This is a genomic window from Bacillus sp. CH_70 (genome assembly GCF_038007045.1).
In the GTDB taxonomy this organism is placed as follows: domain Bacteria; phylum Bacillota; class Bacilli; order Bacillales; family Bacillaceae_G; genus Bacillus_A; species Bacillus_A cereus.
Genome location: NZ_JBBOWL010000001.1, coordinates 2,782,616 through 2,800,343, shown reverse-complemented (window position 1 = coordinate 2,800,343; position 17,728 = coordinate 2,782,616). Strand labels below are relative to the sequence as shown.

The window sequence follows — 17,728 nt, the reverse complement described above, 5'->3', positions numbered from 1 at the left end:
CGCTGAAATAAGCGGTATTAGTAGGAGGACACAAATGATTACAGTAAGTAACGTTAGTTTGCGTTTCGCGGATCGCAAATTATTTGAAGATGTTAACATAAAATTCACGCCAGGTAACTGCTACGGTTTAATCGGAGCAAACGGTGCTGGTAAATCAACATTTCTAAAGATTTTATCTGGAGAAATTGAACCATCAACAGGTGATATACATATTACGCCAGGTGAGCGTCTAGCAGTATTAAAACAGAACCACTTCGAATATGAAGAGTTCCCAGTATTAGAAACAGTAATTATGGGTCACACGCAACTTTACAAAGTAATGCAAGAGAAAAATGCTATTTACATGAAAGAAGACTTTAGTGATGAAGATGGAATGCGTGCTGCAGAACTTGAAGGTGAGTTCGCTGAGCTTAACGGTTGGGAAGCTGAGTCAGAAGCTGCAATCCTTCTAAAAGGTCTTGGTATTGGTGAAGATCTTCATGACAAAAAATTATCAGAATTGACTGGTGCAGAGAAAGTAAAAGTATTACTTGCTCAAGCATTATTCGGTAAACCTGATATTCTATTACTAGATGAGCCTACCAACCACTTGGACTTAAAAGCGATTCAATGGTTAGAAAACTTCTTAATGAACTTTGAAAATACAGTAATCGTTGTATCCCATGACCGTCACTTCTTAAACAAAGTATGTACGCACATGGCTGATCTTGATTTCGGTAAAATTCAACTTTATGTTGGTAACTATGACTTCTGGTATGAGTCAAGCCAATTAGCTTTAAAATTAACACAAGATGCTAATAAGAAAAAAGAAGAGAAAGTAAAAGAGTTACAAAACTTCATTGCACGCTTTAGCTCAAACGCATCTAAAGCGAAACAAGCAACTTCTCGTAAAAAATTATTAGATAAAATTACATTAGATGATATTAGACCATCATCACGTCGTTACCCATTCGTTGGCTTCACACCTGAGCGTGAAATAGGAAATGACTTATTAACTGTTGAAGGCCTTTCTAAAACAATTGATGGCGAAAAAGTGTTAGATAATGTGTACTTCACTTTAAATAAAGGTGATAAAGTTGCATTTATCGGTCGTAACGATATCGCGATGACAACATTATTTAAAATCCTTATGGGTGAAATGGAGCCAGATAGCGGTTCATTCAAATGGGGTGTTACAACATCTCAATCTTACTTCCCAAGAGATAACTCTAAATACTTTGAGAACAGTGACTATAACTTAGTTGATTGGTTACGCCAATTCTCTCCACAAGATGAGTCAGAAAGCTTCTTACGTGGTTTCTTAGGCCGTATGTTATTCTCAGGTGAAGAAGTTAAGAAGAACGTTTCTGTATTATCTGGAGGCGAAAAAGTTCGTTGTATGTTATCTAAAATGATGTTAAGTGGTGCGAACGTAATCACACTTGACGATCCAACGAACCACTTAGACCTTGAGTCTATCACTGCATTAAACAACGGTTTAATTGCTTTCAAAGGTACAATGTTATTCACATCTCATGACCATCAGTTCGTACAAACAATTGCAAACCGCATTATCGAAGTAACACCAAACGGTGTAATCGATAAAGAGGCAACTTACGATGAGTACTTAGAAAATGAAGAACTTCAAAAACAAGTAGATGCAATGTACAAAGGTCAATAATATATCATGAAAAAACTCGCTCTTTTTAGAGCGAGTTTTTTTGTCGAGAAAACATAACACCACTGGTAGGGTAAATGAATAATTATTCAAATATAACATTAGTGAACATGAGGGTTTTTCATGTATGGAAGAGATGTAATGAATTTAAGATTTAGTTGAAGTAGGGAAATGTAAGATGAGCGATATAATTAAATAACATTATTTTGTCATGTGAAATATGTACCAAAATTGGAGATAGAATAGTTTGCGAATGAGTTTATAAAGGTATATAGTATGGGATGTCATAATTAGTGGATGAATCTTGGGAGAAAACAGGAAATGTTACAAATTTATTTTGTTAAATAGAAACCAAGGTCAAAATGTTTAAAAAGAAATAGTTGAATAAATACTAGCTTCAAATTATAATTACTAATATTCTTCATATAGTTAAATAAAGATAATCTATTTGAAGAAGAAAATTTGAATAGAGAGACAGACTTATAAAAAATAAGCCTTGGATGATTAAAAGAGGTGGAGAAATGAAACAGTTCTTATTAAAGAGCAAAAGTGTGTTAAGCAATCATTTTGGATTCTTTCTGTTTGCCGTTATTTTATTTTGGCTCAAAACATATGCCGCGTATGTAACGGAATTTAATTTAGGAATTTCAAACACAATCCAAAAATTCTTGCTGTTTTTCAACCCGCTTAGTTCAGCAGTTCTATTTTTAGGACTTGCATTATTTGCAAAAGGGAAACGATCTTATATTTGGTTAATCGTTATCAACTTGTTATTGTCGATTCTTTTATACGCAAACGTAGTATACTATCGCTTTTTCAGTGACTTTATTACGTTCCCGACATTAACACAAACGAATAACTTTGGAGATTTAGGTGGTAGTATTCTTGCGTTGCTACATCTTTATGATCCACTATACTTTTTAGACACGATTATATTAATTGTGTTAGTCGCAACAAAATTTGCAAATCCAAAACCAATTCGTGTTGCGAAGCATAAATTATCTCTAGTATTTGTAGCAGGTATTTTATTATTCAGTGTTAACTTAGGTCTTGCAGAGTCTGACCGTCCTGAATTATTAACAAGAACGTTTGACCGTAATTATATTGTGAAATATTTAGGGGCATACAACTACACAATTTATGATGGAATTCAAAGTGCGAAAGCATCGACAGAACGAGCATTAGCTGATGGCGATAATATGACAGAAGTACGAAATTATTTAACATCAACTTATGCAAGTCCAAATCCTGAGTATTTCGGTAAAGGAAAGGGAATGAACGTAATTTATATTCATTTAGAGTCATTCCAAAACTTCTTAATTGATTACAAATTAAATGGTCAAGAAGTTACACCGTTCTTAAACTCATTTACAAAAGATGCGAATACACTATACTTTGATAACTTCTTCCATCAGACAGGACAAGGGAAAACATCTGATGCGGAGTTTATGTTAGAGAATTCAATGTTTGGTTTACCGCAAGGTTCTGTCTTTACAACGAAATCTCATAATACGTATCAATCAGCACCAGCTATTTTAGGACAACAAGGATACACATCAGCAGTATTCCACGGTAACTACAAAACATTCTGGAACCGTGACGATATTTATAAATCATTTGGTTTTAATAAATTCTTTGATGCGTCATACTACGATATGAATGAAAAAGACGTAGTAAACTACGGATTAAAAGATAAACCGTTCTTTAATGAATCTATTCCGTTATTACAAACATTGAAACAACCTTTCTATACGAAGTTTATTACGTTATCGAACCATTTCCCTTATCCAATTGATAAGGCAGAAGCAACGATTGAACCAGCAACAACAGGTGATTCATCAGTAGATACGTACTTCCAAACAGCACGCTATTTAGATGAATCTGTAAAAGGCTTCATCGATTACTTGAAACAATCTGGTTTATATGATAACTCAATTATCGTTATGTACGGAGACCATTACGGTATTTCAGATAATCATAACGCAGCAATGTCAAAAGTAATGGGTAAAGAAATGAACTCATTTGAAAATGCACAGTTACAACGTGTACCTTTAATCGTTCGTGTACCAGGAGTGAAAGGTGGCGTACAACATCAATATGGCGGTGAAATTGACGTTCTTCCTACGTTATTACACTTACTAGGTACAGATACGAAAAACTATGTTCAATTCGGTTCAGATTTATTATCACCAGAGCATAAACAAGTCGTTGCGTTCCGTAACGGTAACTACGTAAGCCCAACTGTTACTGCACTAAACGGCAAATACTATGATACAACAACTGGAAAACCTGTAGAATTTACAGATGAAATAAAGAAAAATGAACAAATGGTTCAAAACTCACTAAAATACTCTGACCAAGTCGTAAATGGTGACTTATTACGATTCTACACACCGGAAGGATTCACTCCAGTAGATCGTTCGAAGTATAACTATAACAATCGTGATAAAAACAAAACGAAGGTAAAAACGACTCCGGAAGGGGAAGCTAAATAATAAAAAGCGCTATTCATATGAATAGCGCTTTTTATTTGTAAATATACCATCATTATTAGACAGAACTAGCTGTTGCTTTTTGTTTTGCTTTTCCGAAGAAAACTACACCGACGATGATAATAATGATAAATGTCCATTTAATGAAAGGGTTACTTTCAAAAAATCCAGCAAACCATTTCTCATCTACAATCATTTTTGCAGCAGTATAAGCTAAAACCGCTGCTCCAATCGTAATGATGACAGGAAAACGATCCACCCATTTTAAAATCAATGTACTGCCCCATACGACTACAGGAATAGAAACTAATAGACCAATGATTACTAAAGAAAAGTTACCATGGGCAGCTCCTGCAACAGCGAGTACATTATCAATGCCCATTAACGCATCAGCGATAATAATGGTTTTAATAGCAGACCAAAATCCTTCTTCGGCTTTAATATCATGATTTTTGCCCTCAGCAATCAACTTGTAAGCGATCCATATAAGAAGTATACCGCCAATTAGGAGTAAACCAGGTATTTTTAATAACCAAACGACAACTAAGGTAGCGAGGGCTCTAATAGCGATTGCCCCGACAGTACCCCATATAATAACTTTTTTTTGTTGGTCTTTCGGTAATCTTCTTGCTGCTAATCCAATTACGATGGCATTATCTCCGGCTAACACTAAATCGATTACAATGATGGCAAGCAAGGCAGACAAATATTCAGATGAGAGAAACTCCATATACATATCACTCCTTATGGTTAATATGTGCTAAAGTGTTGATAATATAAAAAGGGTTGAAATTTTATATTCAATCCATAATTTCTTACTATATTTTGATAAATCTGTTTTAATTTCGTATAAGTCGCTTTTGCAATCTTTTTTGTTTTTCGATTCTTTTTCTTAATTTTCGATTCATCTTTTTAATACGGTTTTCTTTTCTACTATCCCAGTTATCACTTCTGATTTCATTAATAGATGTATCTTCCTTAGCGCGAAAACGCCTTACTTTTTTTACGAAGGAAAGGGGAATGTTGCCGATAACACCTTGTTTTTCTAACGAATCCTCTTTATCTAGACACCAATCAGGATGAGATAATAAATAATCGAAATCAAATATTATCTCGTATTTTTTATCCATATATGTATACCATTCATCTAAAGTACACTTATTTTTTGTATGTAAATATATTGATCCATCAGTCATAGCACAGCACCAATAGTCAAAATAGCTCCATAGTACCCATTCTTTCGGTACATCTAGTGTTAAAATTACCATTTTTGAATTTGTTCTACCCCAAGCTTTATGATTTCGATTTGGGTAATTATTTGCTTCCCAGACCCAAATAGGATAGTTACCTTCGTAATGAGGCAATCTTGTTTTAGCAACGCGCACCATCCAGTCATATGAATATAAATCGTCTGGATCGATGAATTCTTTATTACCTTCTAAATAACCAAGTTTCTTAAATTGTTTCCAAGCTTCTTCAGTTTGTACTGTATATACGATCATATGGCACCTACTTATTTAAACTAAATTTTAGTATAACATGTGATTTTGAATTTTTATTGATATTAGAGAAGGGGGAATTTGAGTCGAATATACGAAGAGTAATTCCCAAAACGACAAAAAGACTTGATTCCCAGCTAAAGGGAATCAAGTCTTTTCATTACATACGATTATCATGCCAGAAGTTTAATGGGAAATGTTCGTTCTCATTATATGCTTCTAATTCATATCCTTTTTCTTTCAGTCCTTTAATAATTCCAGGTACTGCTTTTACTGATTGTGGATGAATATCATGCATAAGGATAACTTCTGTTGGATTTGTAGCACCATGTAACACGTTCTCTACAATTTTAGCAGATGCAGCATCAACTTGCATTTTGTTGTATTTCCAGTCTAAAGAATCAATTGTCCAATCCCAAACTTTTAAGCCATTTTCTACAACTTTGTTGCGAAGAGCTTCGTTTAATCCTGGCATAGAGCCGTAAGATGGACGAGTTAATACTGGTGATTTACCTAAAACACCAGCGATTAAGCCTTGGTCTTCCTTCATTTCATCTACGTAATGACCTTCTGTGTAAAGTTTCTTGTAGTTATGAGTCATACTGTGCATCCCAACGTAGTGGCCTTCAGCATCTTCGCGTTTTACAAGATCAGGGAAAGCTTTTACGTTTGAACCAATTAGGAAGAATGTTGCTTTTGCATTTTCTTTCTTTAACATATCTAAAAGCTCAGCTGTGTATTTTCCAGGACCATCATCAAATGTTAAATAAGCGACTTTTCTAACTTGCCCGTTATAATGTTTAGGAGCTTCTTTCGGAGCAAGAGATGTTTGAATCTCACTTACAAGTTGAACAGATTTTGCTTCATCCTCTGTACTAGCTAGAGCAGTATGTACTGATCCCAAAGCCGCTTCGTATGTGAATAATACCCCCGCACAAACTAACATAGCCCTTTTTACTAAAGTTGTCATTCGAATTCCATTGTGCATAATTTTCCTTCTCTCTATAAAAGTTCTACTCTACTATATTAGCAATTATAGGTAGGGAAATGCAAAAAAACTTTTTTACAAGTGTAAAAAAGTTTACTCAAAAGTATGCAAGATTTTATATCAATTGCAGTTTTGAAAAATAGGATGAATTTAAACTTTATTATTTAAACTTTCAATCATCAAATTTAAATCTTCTAATAAGGATGCATGCGCTTTTTTAGGAGAACCTGTATCAAAGGGAGGCTGAGGGTCGTATTCTAACATGAGTTGAACTGCTTTGCTTTTTTCATCTCCAAATTCCCAAGCTATTAACTGAAGGGCCATATCAATACCTGCAGATACACCAGCAGCTGTTATAATTTTTTCATGGCGCACGAATCTCTCTTCAGTTGGAATAGCTCCGAGAGAACGAAGTAAGTTAAAACAGCTCCAATGACTAGTAGCATTAACACCATTTAGTAGACCAGTAGCACCTAAGATTAAGGAGCCCGTACATACAGTTGTAGTCCACTTTGTCGTTTTATGTATTTGGAGAATCCAATTAAGAGTTTCTTCATCCTTCATAAGTTGTGTAAAGTTTGGTGGACGACATCCGGGAATAATAAGAATATCTGCTGAAGTAATTTCATTAAAATTGTAATCAGCATGTAAATAGCCCATTTTCGAATCTAATTTTATTAATCCCTTCGTTTTAGCAACAAATTTTATGTTGTTGTTGCTTTCTGCAGCAAATACTTCGTATGGACCAATAGCATCTAATGCAGTAATTCCATCATAGAGCATAATAACGATTTCCATTAAAACCTCTCCTTTATTTGTTACGAATTGAATCTAGTAACGATAAGGAAGATAAAATTATTGAATATTCTTTTATCGTTACTTTAAATATACTATACCTCTAATGTGTATCGCTTAGTGCAACTATGTCAAAGGTGTGACGAAATCTATGAATAGGTTCATTTATTTTGAAAAGATGTATTCACTTATTTAATGGGTAAAAGTTTAATTTACTTGGAATTTCTATTAAAAACGATATGCAACTTTCACAGAAAGAAGAAATGAAAAATATAGTACTTAGGCTAAAGTCTTAAAACGAAAGGAGACTAATCATACTTTCGTATCATTTCATTTTCATTCCAATTATTGATTCGAATATTTTTGCTTTTTATTAAAATATTGGTAAAGAAACAATTACATGAAAAAAGGAGTGGGAATATGGATAATTATATTTGCACTACATGTGGAGTACAGTATCCCGAAAATGAAGAAGCACCTTCTCGCTGTAAAATTTGTAATGAGGAAAGACAATATGTTAATCCAATTGGGCAGTCATGGACAACATTAGAAACGATGCAAAATAGCAATTTATACAAAAACGAAATAATAAAAGAAGAAAGCGGTTTGTATAGCATTACTACTAAACCTAAATTTGCGATTGGACAAACAGCATTTTTAATACAAAGTAAAACTCTAAATGTTATGTGGGATTGCATTAGTTATTTAGATGATAAAACGATACAACGTATATATGATTTAGGTGGTATTCAAGCAATAGCACTTTCTCATCCACATTATTACTCTACACAAGTTAAATGGGCGGAAACATTCAATGTACCTATTTATATTCATGAAGATGATAAAGAGTGGGTGGTTCGTCCGAGTAAGCAAATTAAATTTTGGTCTGGGGAGCATCTGATATTATCGGAAGAACTTGCATTGCATCGCTTAGGAGGCCATTTTAAGGGCGGAACTGTTATACATTGGAAAGACGGTAATGAAGGGAAAGGCATTTTGTTATCAGGTGATATTATACAAGTAGTTTCGGATCGAAAATGGGTAAGTTTTATGTATAGTTATCCCAATCTCATTCCATTACCAGCGAATAAAGTTAGAGATATGGCAGAGAAGGTAAAAGATATCCAATTTAGTCGACTATATAATGCATTTCATGGTGTGGTGGAAGATGCGAATAAAGCTGTACAAAGATCTGCTGATCGGTATATAAAGGCCCTGCAAGGAGAACTATTTCATACGTAATAGCTTGTAATTCATCTCTACATTTATATAACTAATTTTATATGAATTTTATACTAAAGTCCTATTGTTTATTAACTAATAGGTCTTTCAACTTAGGAAGTTCACACTAATGAGGGATGTTAAAGGGAATATATGTAACCTATACTAATTACTATAAAGCTTTGGAAAATGAAAAGGAGGAGATTTGCATGAAGAATTGGGTTCAATTTAGAATTGCAAGACCAACAGATAAATTTGAAGAAGTGATAAGTTTTTATGAAACAGGATTAGGTTTAAAACGTATAGGGGAATTTCACAATCATGAAGGATATGATGGGGTTATGTTTGGCTTACCAGATGAAGAGTATCATTTGGAGTTTACTACACATGTTAATGGAAGTCCATGTCCGGCACCGACAAAAGATAATTTACTAGTTTTTTATATGCCTAATAAAGATGAAATTGAAAAGATAGTGAATCGATTAAGTAATATGGGCTATCATGAGGTGGAACCAGAAAACCCGTATTGGATAGAGAAAGGAACCACAATAGAGGATCCAGATGGTTGGAGAATTGTGCTTATGAATGCATCTGAATAAGGAAACTATTTTCATATGAAATAGAGTGTAACAAAATGATTTAGACATAAATCCCTACAGTGTTTGTAGGGATTTTTATATAAGAAGATCTTATTGAGAGAGTTATTAAAATGTAGAAAGTATTTTGGCTGAGAACAAATGTAATAAACATAATTTATGAAGGAGGTATAAAAGTATGATAGTAAACTATTTTGAAGAGTTTTCTAAACATGTTGGAAATACACCTCTCATGAAATTAAAATGCGAAGAAACGAAGGACCTTTCTATCTATGCTAAATGTGAATGGCACAATCCTACAGGATCGATTAAGGATAGGGCAGCACTTGGAATGATTAATAAATATTTACAAGAAGCGGACAAAAAACAAAATATTTTAGAGTATAGTGGTGGAAGCTTAGCGAGGTCAATTGGGTGTATTTGTAATTATTTAGGGATTCAATGCACGTTAGTTTTAAGTTCTGGAACCGGTAAATCTCTATTAAATGAACTTGATCGTTATGGTGCTAACGTAATCTTAGTTGATAAATGTAAAGGGTTCTACGCAGTAATTGAGAAAACAGTAGAGATTAGTAAACAAAATCCAGAATTATACTTTTTATTCCAACATTATAATAATGCAAATCTAGTAAGTCATATAGAAGGTACAGGGCGAGAAATTATTGCACAAATGATTGGAAAACCAATACATGCATGGGTAGCATCTGCTGGTACTGGTGGAACTCTAATGGGAGTCTATACAGCAATAAAGAATTATACAAAAAATGTTGAACTACATTTAGTAATGCCTGCTGAATTGCCTTATGGTTCGGAACAACCACCAAATGATTTAAAGAAATATGCTGGATCAGGTGGGTTCGGCTTAGGAAGGAAACAACATTTCATAGAACAGGAAGAAAATTTGATAGAAAAACAATGGACTTATTCATATGAAGATACCCTGTATGAAATGGCACGTTTTTACAAAGATACTGGTATAAAAATAGGAACTTCTGCGGCAGCGAATTTATTAGCAGCTAAACAAATTGGGAAAGAAAAAGGTGCGAATTTTAATGTAGTTACAGTTTTTCCGGACGCAGGATCAATAGAAGAGTGGTCAGATGTAAAAAATTTAGTTGAAAATAGGGAATAGACCAAATGATAGAGAGGACCATTAAAAGTTCTATTGTAGTTTATATCTTATTCTACGCAAAATTGATACCATTAAAAAACTGTATGTTTAACATGTACAGTTTTTTAATGGTGTAGCTGTGCAATGTTTAGAAATTTCACATACCGTATTTTAAAAATAAATATAGGAAAACCGAAAAGTAATGTAGAATATATCGTACATACATATATACAGTCAACATAAAAGGTAAAGAGGTGGGTATATGTTACTTGAGGAAGTAATGCAGCAACTAGAGGAATATGGAACAGAACAAAATCGTAAAACGTATAAAAACCACGGAGCGAAAGAGCCACTATTCGGAGTTAGTTTTGCAAATTTAAAATTGTTAAAAAAGAAAATAAAAAAAGATCACGATTTAGCAGTTGAATTGTGGGAAACGAAAAATATGGACGCAATGATATTAGCAACTTATATTTTAGACCCGAAGAATATAACAGCAGAACAGCTTAATAGTTGGGTTCAGGATGTTGATTATTACTGTTTAATGGATGTTTTTATGACATCTATATGTACTTCGCCAATTGCAAAAGAAAGAATGGAAGAGTGGACAAAGTCTAATGATGAATGGATTGGAAGAGCTGGCTGGTCTTTATTAGCAAATATATCGATTAAAAATAAAGCGTTACATGATGATTTCTTCTCTCCATACTTAGAAGAGATTAAAGAAAATATACATAATGAAAAAAATAGAAAAAAAGAAGCGATGAATAGTGCTTTAATCGCAATAGGAATTCGTAATGAAGACTTAGAGCGACAAGCGATTGAAATTGCACGTGAAATTGGAAAAGTAGAGGTTGATCACGGTGCAACATCATGTAAAACACCAGATGCAGAAAGCTATATAAAAAAAGCGAGAGAAAGAGCTCAAAAAAAGAAAGTGAAATAAGAAAAGAGGAACGGCTATGAAACCAATTGAAGCAGCACAAAGCATAATTACATCACAATTTCCGAATTGTGATGTAGCTTTACTCGGTGGAAGCGTTGCACGAGGAGAAGCGACGAAAACATCTGACCTTGATATTGTAATAGTTGACCAAAGTTTAACTTCTTGTTATAGAGAATCTTTCTATAGTAATGGATGGCCTGTTGAGGTGTTTGTTCATAATTTTACAACATATAAAACCTTTTTCAAAATGGATTGTGATCGAGGGAGACCGTCGTTACCACAATTAGTTTCAGAAGGGGTTGCATTAAAAGGGGAAAAGGAAATTGTTGAGAAATTAAAAAAAGAAGCGAATGATTTACTACATAAAGGACCAGCTAAATGGACCGAAGAAACGATTAAGCAGAAGCGATATTTTATTACGGATACTTTAGATGACTTTATTGGTGCAACAAAAAGAGAAGAAGAATTGTTTATCGCTAATTTATTAGCGGATTTAGTACATGAATATGTATTAAGAGTAAATGGTAGGTGGCTTGGGAGTTCAAAATGGTTTATTAGAGTGCTAAGAAGATATGATGAGCAATATGCAAACAAATTTGTAGCGGCTTTTGATCATTTTTATAAAACGGGAGAGAAAAATGAATTAATTCATTTTATAGAAATGACGTTAGAACAGTATGGTGGAAGAGTGTTCGAAGGATTTTCTATTGGTAAATAAAAAGGGGAGAGAAAAATGAATGTACCATATGTTCAATTAAGAGAATTGACACTAGATGATGTAGAAGATCGCTATCAATGGTCGTTAGATAGCGATGTAACAAAGCATTTAGTCGTACCAGACCAATATCCTCCGTTCACTCGTGGAGATACGAGAATCTGAATTGAAGCTTGTATAAGCCGAAAAAATGGTTATGAACAAAGGGCGATCGTTACTGAGAAAGGTATACATATTGGATGGGTAGACCTTAAAAATTTTGATAAAACAAATAAAAATGCAGAACTAGGAATTGCGATTGGAAATAAAGACTATTGGGGGAAAGGATTTGGAATGGCAGCTCTAAACAGCATGCTACAAATAGGTTTTTCCCAGTTTGAATTGGAGAAAATTTGGTTACGTGTAGATGAAGATAATACACAAGCTAAAAAGAGCTATGAAAATGCCGGATTTGTATGCGAAGGGTTAATGAGAAATGATCGATTGAGACAGGGAAAGTTCATTCATCGCTATCGTTACAGTATATTAAAAGAAGAGTATGAATCAAAAAATAATAACCTATAAAAATATTATGTCAATTAAAAAGGGGAAGATAAAATGATTCGATTACTTACAAAAGCGGATGCAAAACAATATTGGGAGTTACGTTTACAAGCACTACAAGTAAATCCAGAAGCATTTGTAACGACTTATGAAGAAGCAGTACGTCAAGAAAACCCTCTTGAACGCGTTGCTAGTAATCTTTCATCCAACAGTAGTTTTACATTTGGTGCTTTTAATAATGAAAATGGTTTAGTTGGGGTTGTTACTTTATTAACAGAAGAAAAGGACGCATATAAGCATAAAGGGCATATCGTTGCAATGTATGTAGATACTGAAAATCGAAGAAGTGGTCTTGCACGTGATTTAATACGTAAAGCAATTGAAAGGGCAAAAGAGATGAAGCTAGAGCAATTGAACTTAGGGGTTGTGTCAACGAACGAACCAGCCAAACGATTATATGAATCAATGGGATTTAAAACGTACGGAATTGAAAAAAGGGCTATAAAAATGAATGGTGTGTATAGTGATGATGAACATATGGTGTTGTTCTTTTAAGAGAGGAAGTTTTATATGAAAAAGGGGAAAATACGACTATAAGATGGGGAATTTGGCATATAGCAGATCATAATCGGTATCATCAAGCACATATAAGTCGATTGAGGAAATTATATAGAGAATATAAACTACATATTCTTTAATTTTTGAATGAACAAACGCCCCTAAATAATAATTAAAGGAGGCGTTTATTTTTATTTGTTTGCTTTTCTTCCCAAGCTATCATTAAATTTTTATGATAATCTTTTGGTTTTTCAATAGAAAACCAGTAAATTGAATGTGCAATAGTTGGTAGCCATCTTTTATGGCGGATTCGTATATTTTCATGGTGAGTATAATGGGTCGAGATTAAGGTAGATTTTGACCCTTGAAAATTTTGGTATGTAATATCCTTGATTTCATACCAATACACTTTATTCCCATGCAAATCTACTACAATTCCTTCATCATCCCAATAGGAACCTATATCGTTTGCACGTGTTTTCCATAAGGTTAGGGCATACTTTAGTAGCCATAAGGAGAAAAATATTGAAATAATTCCTAGTAAATCAAATTCTTCCATTAAAGATAAAACACTTATTAGAAGGAAAACAACTCCGAAAGAAAGTACAAATAAAATAGATTGTATAGAGGCTCTGTATATTTTCAGTGTTATCACATTCATAGAAGTAACTTATTTTTAAAATTATTTCTGTTTAATGTTTTTATATTAAGTATAATAAATGAATGAATGTATTATTATCTTTTTCATTGCAAGTGAATGGAAAGTGAAATGTAAGTTTGTATGTAGATTTTTCATCGCGTATACTAAAATATATGTTGTAGAGATTAAAAATTAAATACAAGGGGTTTTACAATGAAAGCAATTGTTATAGGGATACTGGCATCATTTTTCTTTGCCTTTACTTTTGTTTTAAACCGGGCAATGGACTTAGAAGGTGGAAGCTGGATTTGGAGTGCATCATTACGGTATTATTTTATGGTTCCAATGCTATTACTTATTGTTATGTATAGAGGGAACTTAAAGCAACTCTTTCAATATATGAAAAACAATCCGAAAGAATGGTTAGTATGGAGTATCGTTGGATTTGGTCTCTTTTATGCACCGCTTAGTTTTGCTGGAGCGTTCGGACCAGGTTGGCTCGTTGCATCAACATGGCAAATTACAATCGTTGCAGGGATTTTGTTAACACCATTTTTTGCGGTGGATCCACTACATAAAAAACTTCCGATGAAGGAATTAGTTATGTCGGGCATTATTTTATTCGGTGTTGTTCTCATGCAAGTAGAACATGCTTCTTCATTAGGTATTCGTGAAACCGTTTTATGTGTAGTTCCTGTACTTATTGCAGCATTTGCGTATCCTCTTGGAAATCGAAAAATGATGCAAGTTTGTAAAGGGGAATTAGATGTATTTCAGCGAGTACTCGGTATGACATTAGCAAGTTTACCATTTTGGTTTTTATTATCTGGTTACGAAGTATCAACTGGCGGATTACCGTCAAGTAACCAAGTTCTTCAATGTTTTATTGTAGCAGTTAGTTCTGGGTTAATCGCGACAATATTATTTTTCTTTGCAACAGATCTTGTGAAAGATGATCCACAAAAACTAGCAACAGTGGAAGCGACGCAGTCTGGTGAAGTTTTATTTGCGCTAGTAGGAGAGCTGATCTGGTTATCTGCACCAATTCCGTCATCATTATCTTGGATTGGTATGAGTCTCGTTATTATTGGAATGGTACTTCATAGTTATGTGGCTGTCGTTGTAAAAAAAGAAGAAAAAATAACGGCGTAATGAGATTAGCTCTTTTTATTAAAAGCTAGTCTTTTTTCATAGAAAGGGATGAAAATATGAATTTACAGCGTGTTGAACAAATTGAAAAAGATTCAATATTAAATGTGCTACAATATGCCGTCGGTCCAAATGAAATAAGCTTAAAGAAGGCAGTATTATTTTACCAAATGAATAAAGGGACTTTGTACAAATATGAAGAAAAAGCTTGTATAGGTATTGAAGTAATCGGAGCAACTAAAGCACGAGTATGCCATATAGCAGTGGATTCAGATTATCGTCAAAAAGGAATTGCACTGCAAATGATTAAAGAAGTGGTAAGGATATATCAATTGACTTATATAGAAGCAGAGACAGATGATGGGGCGGTAGAATTTTATAAAAGAATTGGTTTTCAAGTTAAAAGTTTAGGAGAAAAATATACGGGAATCGAAAGATTTCATTGTTATTTGGAAAAATAGTATAAAAATATGCATATGGAGTATAGCTTGAAAAAATAAGATTTACATTTTTCTTCATTTGAAAAAACTCTCGCTCATCATTATCTACGATTTTAATAGAGTTTTGAGGCTTCAGTACACCCATATACATATTTTTGTAGTAATGAATATGATTAAGTTAAAAATTAAGAAAAATATGATAATATATTTATATAAAAGTTTAAATTTACGTGGCTAGTGAGGGAACCAATATGAAAATGAATGAAATAGTAGCAAGCACACAATTTCCAAATACAATCGAAACAATAACAAAAGATTTAAAAGCATTAGGAATCGAAAAAGGAATGACAATTATCGTTCATTCATCACTAAGTTCTATCGGATGGATATCTGGTGGTGCGGTTGCTGTAGTAGAAGCATTAATGAAAGTTGTTACGGAAGAAGGAACGATAATAATGCCAACGCAATCTTCGGATTTGTCTGATCCGAAACATTGGTCAAGACCACCTGTACCGGAAGACTGGTGGCAAATTATCCGAGATAACGTCCCTGCATTTGATTCACGTATAACCCCAACAAGGGGAATGGGTGAAATAGTTGAATGTTTTCGTACATATCCGAATGTAGTACGTAGTAATCATCCGTTAGGAAGTTTTGCTGCATGGGGAAAACATGCAGTAGAAATAACAATGAACCATTCATTATCAATGAGCTTTGGAGAAGAATCTCCATTAAGAAAAATATACGATTTAGACGGGTACGTATTATTAATTGGTGTTGGATATGATTCAAATACGTCTGTTCATTTATCCGAGGTGCGTACTGGTGCATGTGAGTTAATACAAGTAGGAGCACCTATTATAGAAAACGGTGAAAGAGTGTGGAAAGAGTTTGTTGAAATGGATTACGAATCTGAGAAGTTTGTAGAAATTGGTGTGGAGTTTGAGCGAAAAGGAACTGTAAAAAACGGGAAGATAGGGAATGCAACGTGTCGTCTAATGAAACAGCGTGATATAGTTGACTTTGGAACAGAATGGTTTCGTAAGAAAAATTAGTAAGGGATGGTTACAATGAAGGGGAAAAAGGTATTAATTACGAGCGGTGGTTGTCTAGAAAAATGGGATCAAGTACGCGGGCATACGAATATGGCTAAAGGTACAATCGGAAGGATAATCGCAGAAGAACTTATAGCTAAAGGGGCACATGTTATATATTTGCACGGTTATTTTGCGGAGAAACCGAGCGATGTACATAGAGGGTTAGAATTACATCCATTTGAAGGAATTGTTGATTTACAAGATAAAATGAAAAGTATCGTCACACATGAAAAGGTTGATGCGGTTATTATGGCAGCGGCTGGATCAGATTGGATTGTGGAGAAAATTTGTGATCAAGATGGTAATGTTCTTAATATGGACGGAAAAATTTCAAGTGATATAGCACCGATTATTCACTTTCAAAAGGCTCCAAAAGTATTAAAACAAATAAAAGAATGGGACCCAGAAACAGTACTTGTTGGTTTTAAACTTGAAAGTGATTTAAATGAAGAAGAACTGTTTGCAAGAGCGAAAAATAGAATGAAAGAAGCAAGGGCGAATGTAATGATTGCAAATTCACCACATTCTTTATATTCGCGTGGAGCTGTACATTATGTAATTGGACAGGATGGTAAAGGGAAGTTGTGTAATGGAAAAGATGAAACGGCGAAAGAAATTGTCAAAAGCTTAGAAGTATTATGTAATCGTGTCACTGCTTTTTAAAATTAAGTTTTTAGATAAGAATGAATCCGCATAGTAATAAGTAAGCGAAACTTTAATTGGTGGGAATTTTACTTTTACACGAATGTGAAGCGTATATCAATCAAGAGCTATACACAGAATAATTGGTGAGGAGTGGATTCTATGGAACATTTATTAAAGCAAGCTATTAAACTTAGAAACGAAAAGAAATATGCGCAGTCTAAAGAGATGCTTATAGGATTAACAAACTTTACAAAGGATGCAGAAGTACTGTATCAGTGTGCGTGGATACATGATGTAATGGGGCTAGAAACAGAAGCAGTTCCGTATTATGAGCAGGCAATCGCAAATGGACTTGATGGCGAATCCCTTTGCGGTGCTTATATTGGTCTAGGAAGTACATATCGTTGTATAGGGGAATATGAAAAGGCAATTACAGTATTAGAAGCTGGGGTGAAAAAATTCCCAGAGAACGATCCGATGAAAGTATTTTTATCATTAGCAAAATATAACGTAAACGATCACGAGTCAGCGATGAAATTATTACTTGAAACTGTCGTGAAAGTAGAGGAAGTAAAAGAATTTGAACGTGCCATTTCATTTTATAAAGACCACTTAAATGAGGTTTTTAAATAAAGG

General features: G+C 33.9%; 18 protein-coding genes and 2 pseudogenes. 15 read left to right on the top strand and 5 right to left on the bottom strand.

What is annotated here, in order from left to right; genetic code table 11:
* The first annotated feature begins 34 nt into the window (after positions 1–34).
* Together N2V79_RS14300 and N2V79_RS14295 are read left to right on the top strand one after the other, a co-directional pair.
* Positions 35–1,660, top strand: a complete 1,626-nt coding sequence (locus N2V79_RS14300) for an ABC-F family ATP-binding cassette domain-containing protein (RefSeq protein ID WP_000633860.1) — start codon at positions 35–37, stop codon at positions 1,658–1,660.
* A gap of 518 nt (positions 1,661–2,178) precedes the next feature.
* Positions 2,179–4,152 carry an LTA synthase family protein gene (locus N2V79_RS14295; protein ID WP_000808748.1) on the top strand — a complete coding sequence of 658 codons (1,974 nt, stop codon included), beginning with the start codon at positions 2,179–2,181 and terminating at the stop codon, positions 4,150–4,152.
* Positions 4,153–4,207: 55 nt separating this feature from the next.
* On the opposite strand, the gene N2V79_RS14290 is transcribed toward N2V79_RS14295, so the two are convergent.
* From N2V79_RS14290 to N2V79_RS14275, 4 genes are all read right to left on the bottom strand, one after another.
* Positions 4,208–4,879 (bottom strand): TerC family protein, encoded by a 672-nt coding sequence (locus N2V79_RS14290; RefSeq protein WP_053564170.1) that lies wholly within the window; start codon positions 4,877–4,879, stop codon positions 4,208–4,210.
* Between the two features lie 109 nt (positions 4,880–4,988).
* Positions 4,989–5,651 carry a DUF3841 domain-containing protein gene (locus tag N2V79_RS14285; RefSeq protein WP_000637700.1) on the bottom strand — a complete coding sequence of 221 codons (663 nt, stop codon included), beginning with the start codon at positions 5,649–5,651 and terminating at the stop codon, positions 4,989–4,991.
* A gap of 157 nt (positions 5,652–5,808) precedes the next feature.
* On the bottom strand, positions 5,809–6,636 hold the full coding sequence (locus N2V79_RS14280) for a peptidoglycan-N-acetylglucosamine deacetylase (protein WP_000551449.1): 828 nt from the start codon (positions 6,634–6,636) through the stop codon (positions 5,809–5,811).
* Positions 6,637–6,786: 150 nt separating this feature from the next.
* Positions 6,787–7,434 (bottom strand): DJ-1/PfpI family protein, encoded by a 648-nt coding sequence (locus N2V79_RS14275; protein ID WP_000407025.1) that lies wholly within the window; start codon positions 7,432–7,434, stop codon positions 6,787–6,789.
* Between the two features lie 417 nt (positions 7,435–7,851).
* Between N2V79_RS14275 and N2V79_RS14270 the strand changes: the two genes are divergently transcribed.
* The 8 genes and pseudogenes from N2V79_RS14270 to N2V79_RS14235 form a co-directional block, all read left to right on the top strand.
* Positions 7,852–8,673 carry a hypothetical protein gene (locus N2V79_RS14270; protein WP_242806238.1) on the top strand — a complete coding sequence of 274 codons (822 nt, stop codon included), beginning with the start codon at positions 7,852–7,854 and terminating at the stop codon, positions 8,671–8,673.
* Between the two features lie 188 nt (positions 8,674–8,861).
* On the top strand, positions 8,862–9,251 hold the full coding sequence (locus tag N2V79_RS14265; RefSeq protein WP_000800670.1) for a VOC family protein: 390 nt from the start codon (positions 8,862–8,864) through the stop codon (positions 9,249–9,251).
* A gap of 175 nt (positions 9,252–9,426) precedes the next feature.
* Entirely contained in the window at positions 9,427–10,380 is a 954-nt protein-coding gene (locus tag N2V79_RS14260) for a PLP-dependent cysteine synthase family protein (RefSeq protein WP_242806239.1), read from the top strand.
* Between the two features lie 241 nt (positions 10,381–10,621).
* The gene (locus N2V79_RS14255) at positions 10,622–11,305 is read left to right on the top strand and encodes a DNA alkylation repair protein (RefSeq protein ID WP_200458242.1); all 684 of its coding nucleotides are present in this window, start codon (positions 10,622–10,624) and stop codon (positions 11,303–11,305) included.
* Positions 11,306–11,321: 16 nt separating this feature from the next.
* Positions 11,322–12,023, top strand: a complete 702-nt coding sequence (locus N2V79_RS14250; protein ID WP_000802433.1) for a nucleotidyltransferase domain-containing protein — start codon at positions 11,322–11,324, stop codon at positions 12,021–12,023.
* Between the two features lie 15 nt (positions 12,024–12,038).
* Positions 12,039–12,584: pseudogene (locus tag N2V79_RS14245) on the top strand (GNAT family N-acetyltransferase).
* Positions 12,585–12,617: 33 nt separating this feature from the next.
* Positions 12,618–13,118 carry a GNAT family N-acetyltransferase gene (locus N2V79_RS14240; protein ID WP_340719977.1) on the top strand — a complete coding sequence of 167 codons (501 nt, stop codon included), beginning with the start codon at positions 12,618–12,620 and terminating at the stop codon, positions 13,116–13,118.
* Positions 13,115–13,261: pseudogene (locus N2V79_RS14235) on the top strand (DinB family protein); the annotation flags it as partial. The gene N2V79_RS14240 and the pseudogene N2V79_RS14235, both read left to right, overlap by 4 nt.
* A gap of 32 nt (positions 13,262–13,293) precedes the next feature.
* Here N2V79_RS14235 and N2V79_RS14230 read toward each other — a convergent pair.
* Positions 13,294–13,680, bottom strand: a complete 387-nt coding sequence (locus tag N2V79_RS14230) for a hypothetical protein (protein WP_000390805.1) — start codon at positions 13,678–13,680, stop codon at positions 13,294–13,296.
* 294 nt (positions 13,681–13,974) lie between these two features.
* Here N2V79_RS14230 and N2V79_RS14225 point away from each other — a divergent pair, with 294 nt between their 5' ends.
* The 5 genes from N2V79_RS14225 to N2V79_RS14205 all read left to right on the top strand — a co-directional run bounded on the left by N2V79_RS14225 (position 13,975) and on the right by N2V79_RS14205 (position 17,725).
* Positions 13,975–14,913, top strand: a complete 939-nt coding sequence (locus N2V79_RS14225) for a DMT family transporter (protein ID WP_242806241.1) — start codon at positions 13,975–13,977, stop codon at positions 14,911–14,913.
* 56 nt (positions 14,914–14,969) lie between these two features.
* Positions 14,970–15,371 (top strand): GNAT family N-acetyltransferase, encoded by a 402-nt coding sequence (locus N2V79_RS14220; protein ID WP_088024654.1) that lies wholly within the window; start codon positions 14,970–14,972, stop codon positions 15,369–15,371.
* 230 nt (positions 15,372–15,601) lie between these two features.
* Positions 15,602–16,405 carry an aminoglycoside N(3)-acetyltransferase gene (locus tag N2V79_RS14215; protein WP_000783341.1) on the top strand — a complete coding sequence of 268 codons (804 nt, stop codon included), beginning with the start codon at positions 15,602–15,604 and terminating at the stop codon, positions 16,403–16,405.
* A 15-nt stretch (positions 16,406–16,420) separates the two neighbouring features.
* Positions 16,421–17,110: a phosphopantothenoylcysteine decarboxylase domain-containing protein gene (locus N2V79_RS14210; protein WP_098127898.1), complete on the top strand. Its 690-nt coding sequence runs from the start codon at positions 16,421–16,423 to the stop codon at positions 17,108–17,110.
* A gap of 141 nt (positions 17,111–17,251) precedes the next feature.
* Positions 17,252–17,725 (top strand): tetratricopeptide repeat protein, encoded by a 474-nt coding sequence (locus N2V79_RS14205; RefSeq protein WP_000400637.1) that lies wholly within the window; start codon positions 17,252–17,254, stop codon positions 17,723–17,725.
* The last annotated feature ends 3 nt before the right edge of the window (positions 17,726–17,728 follow it).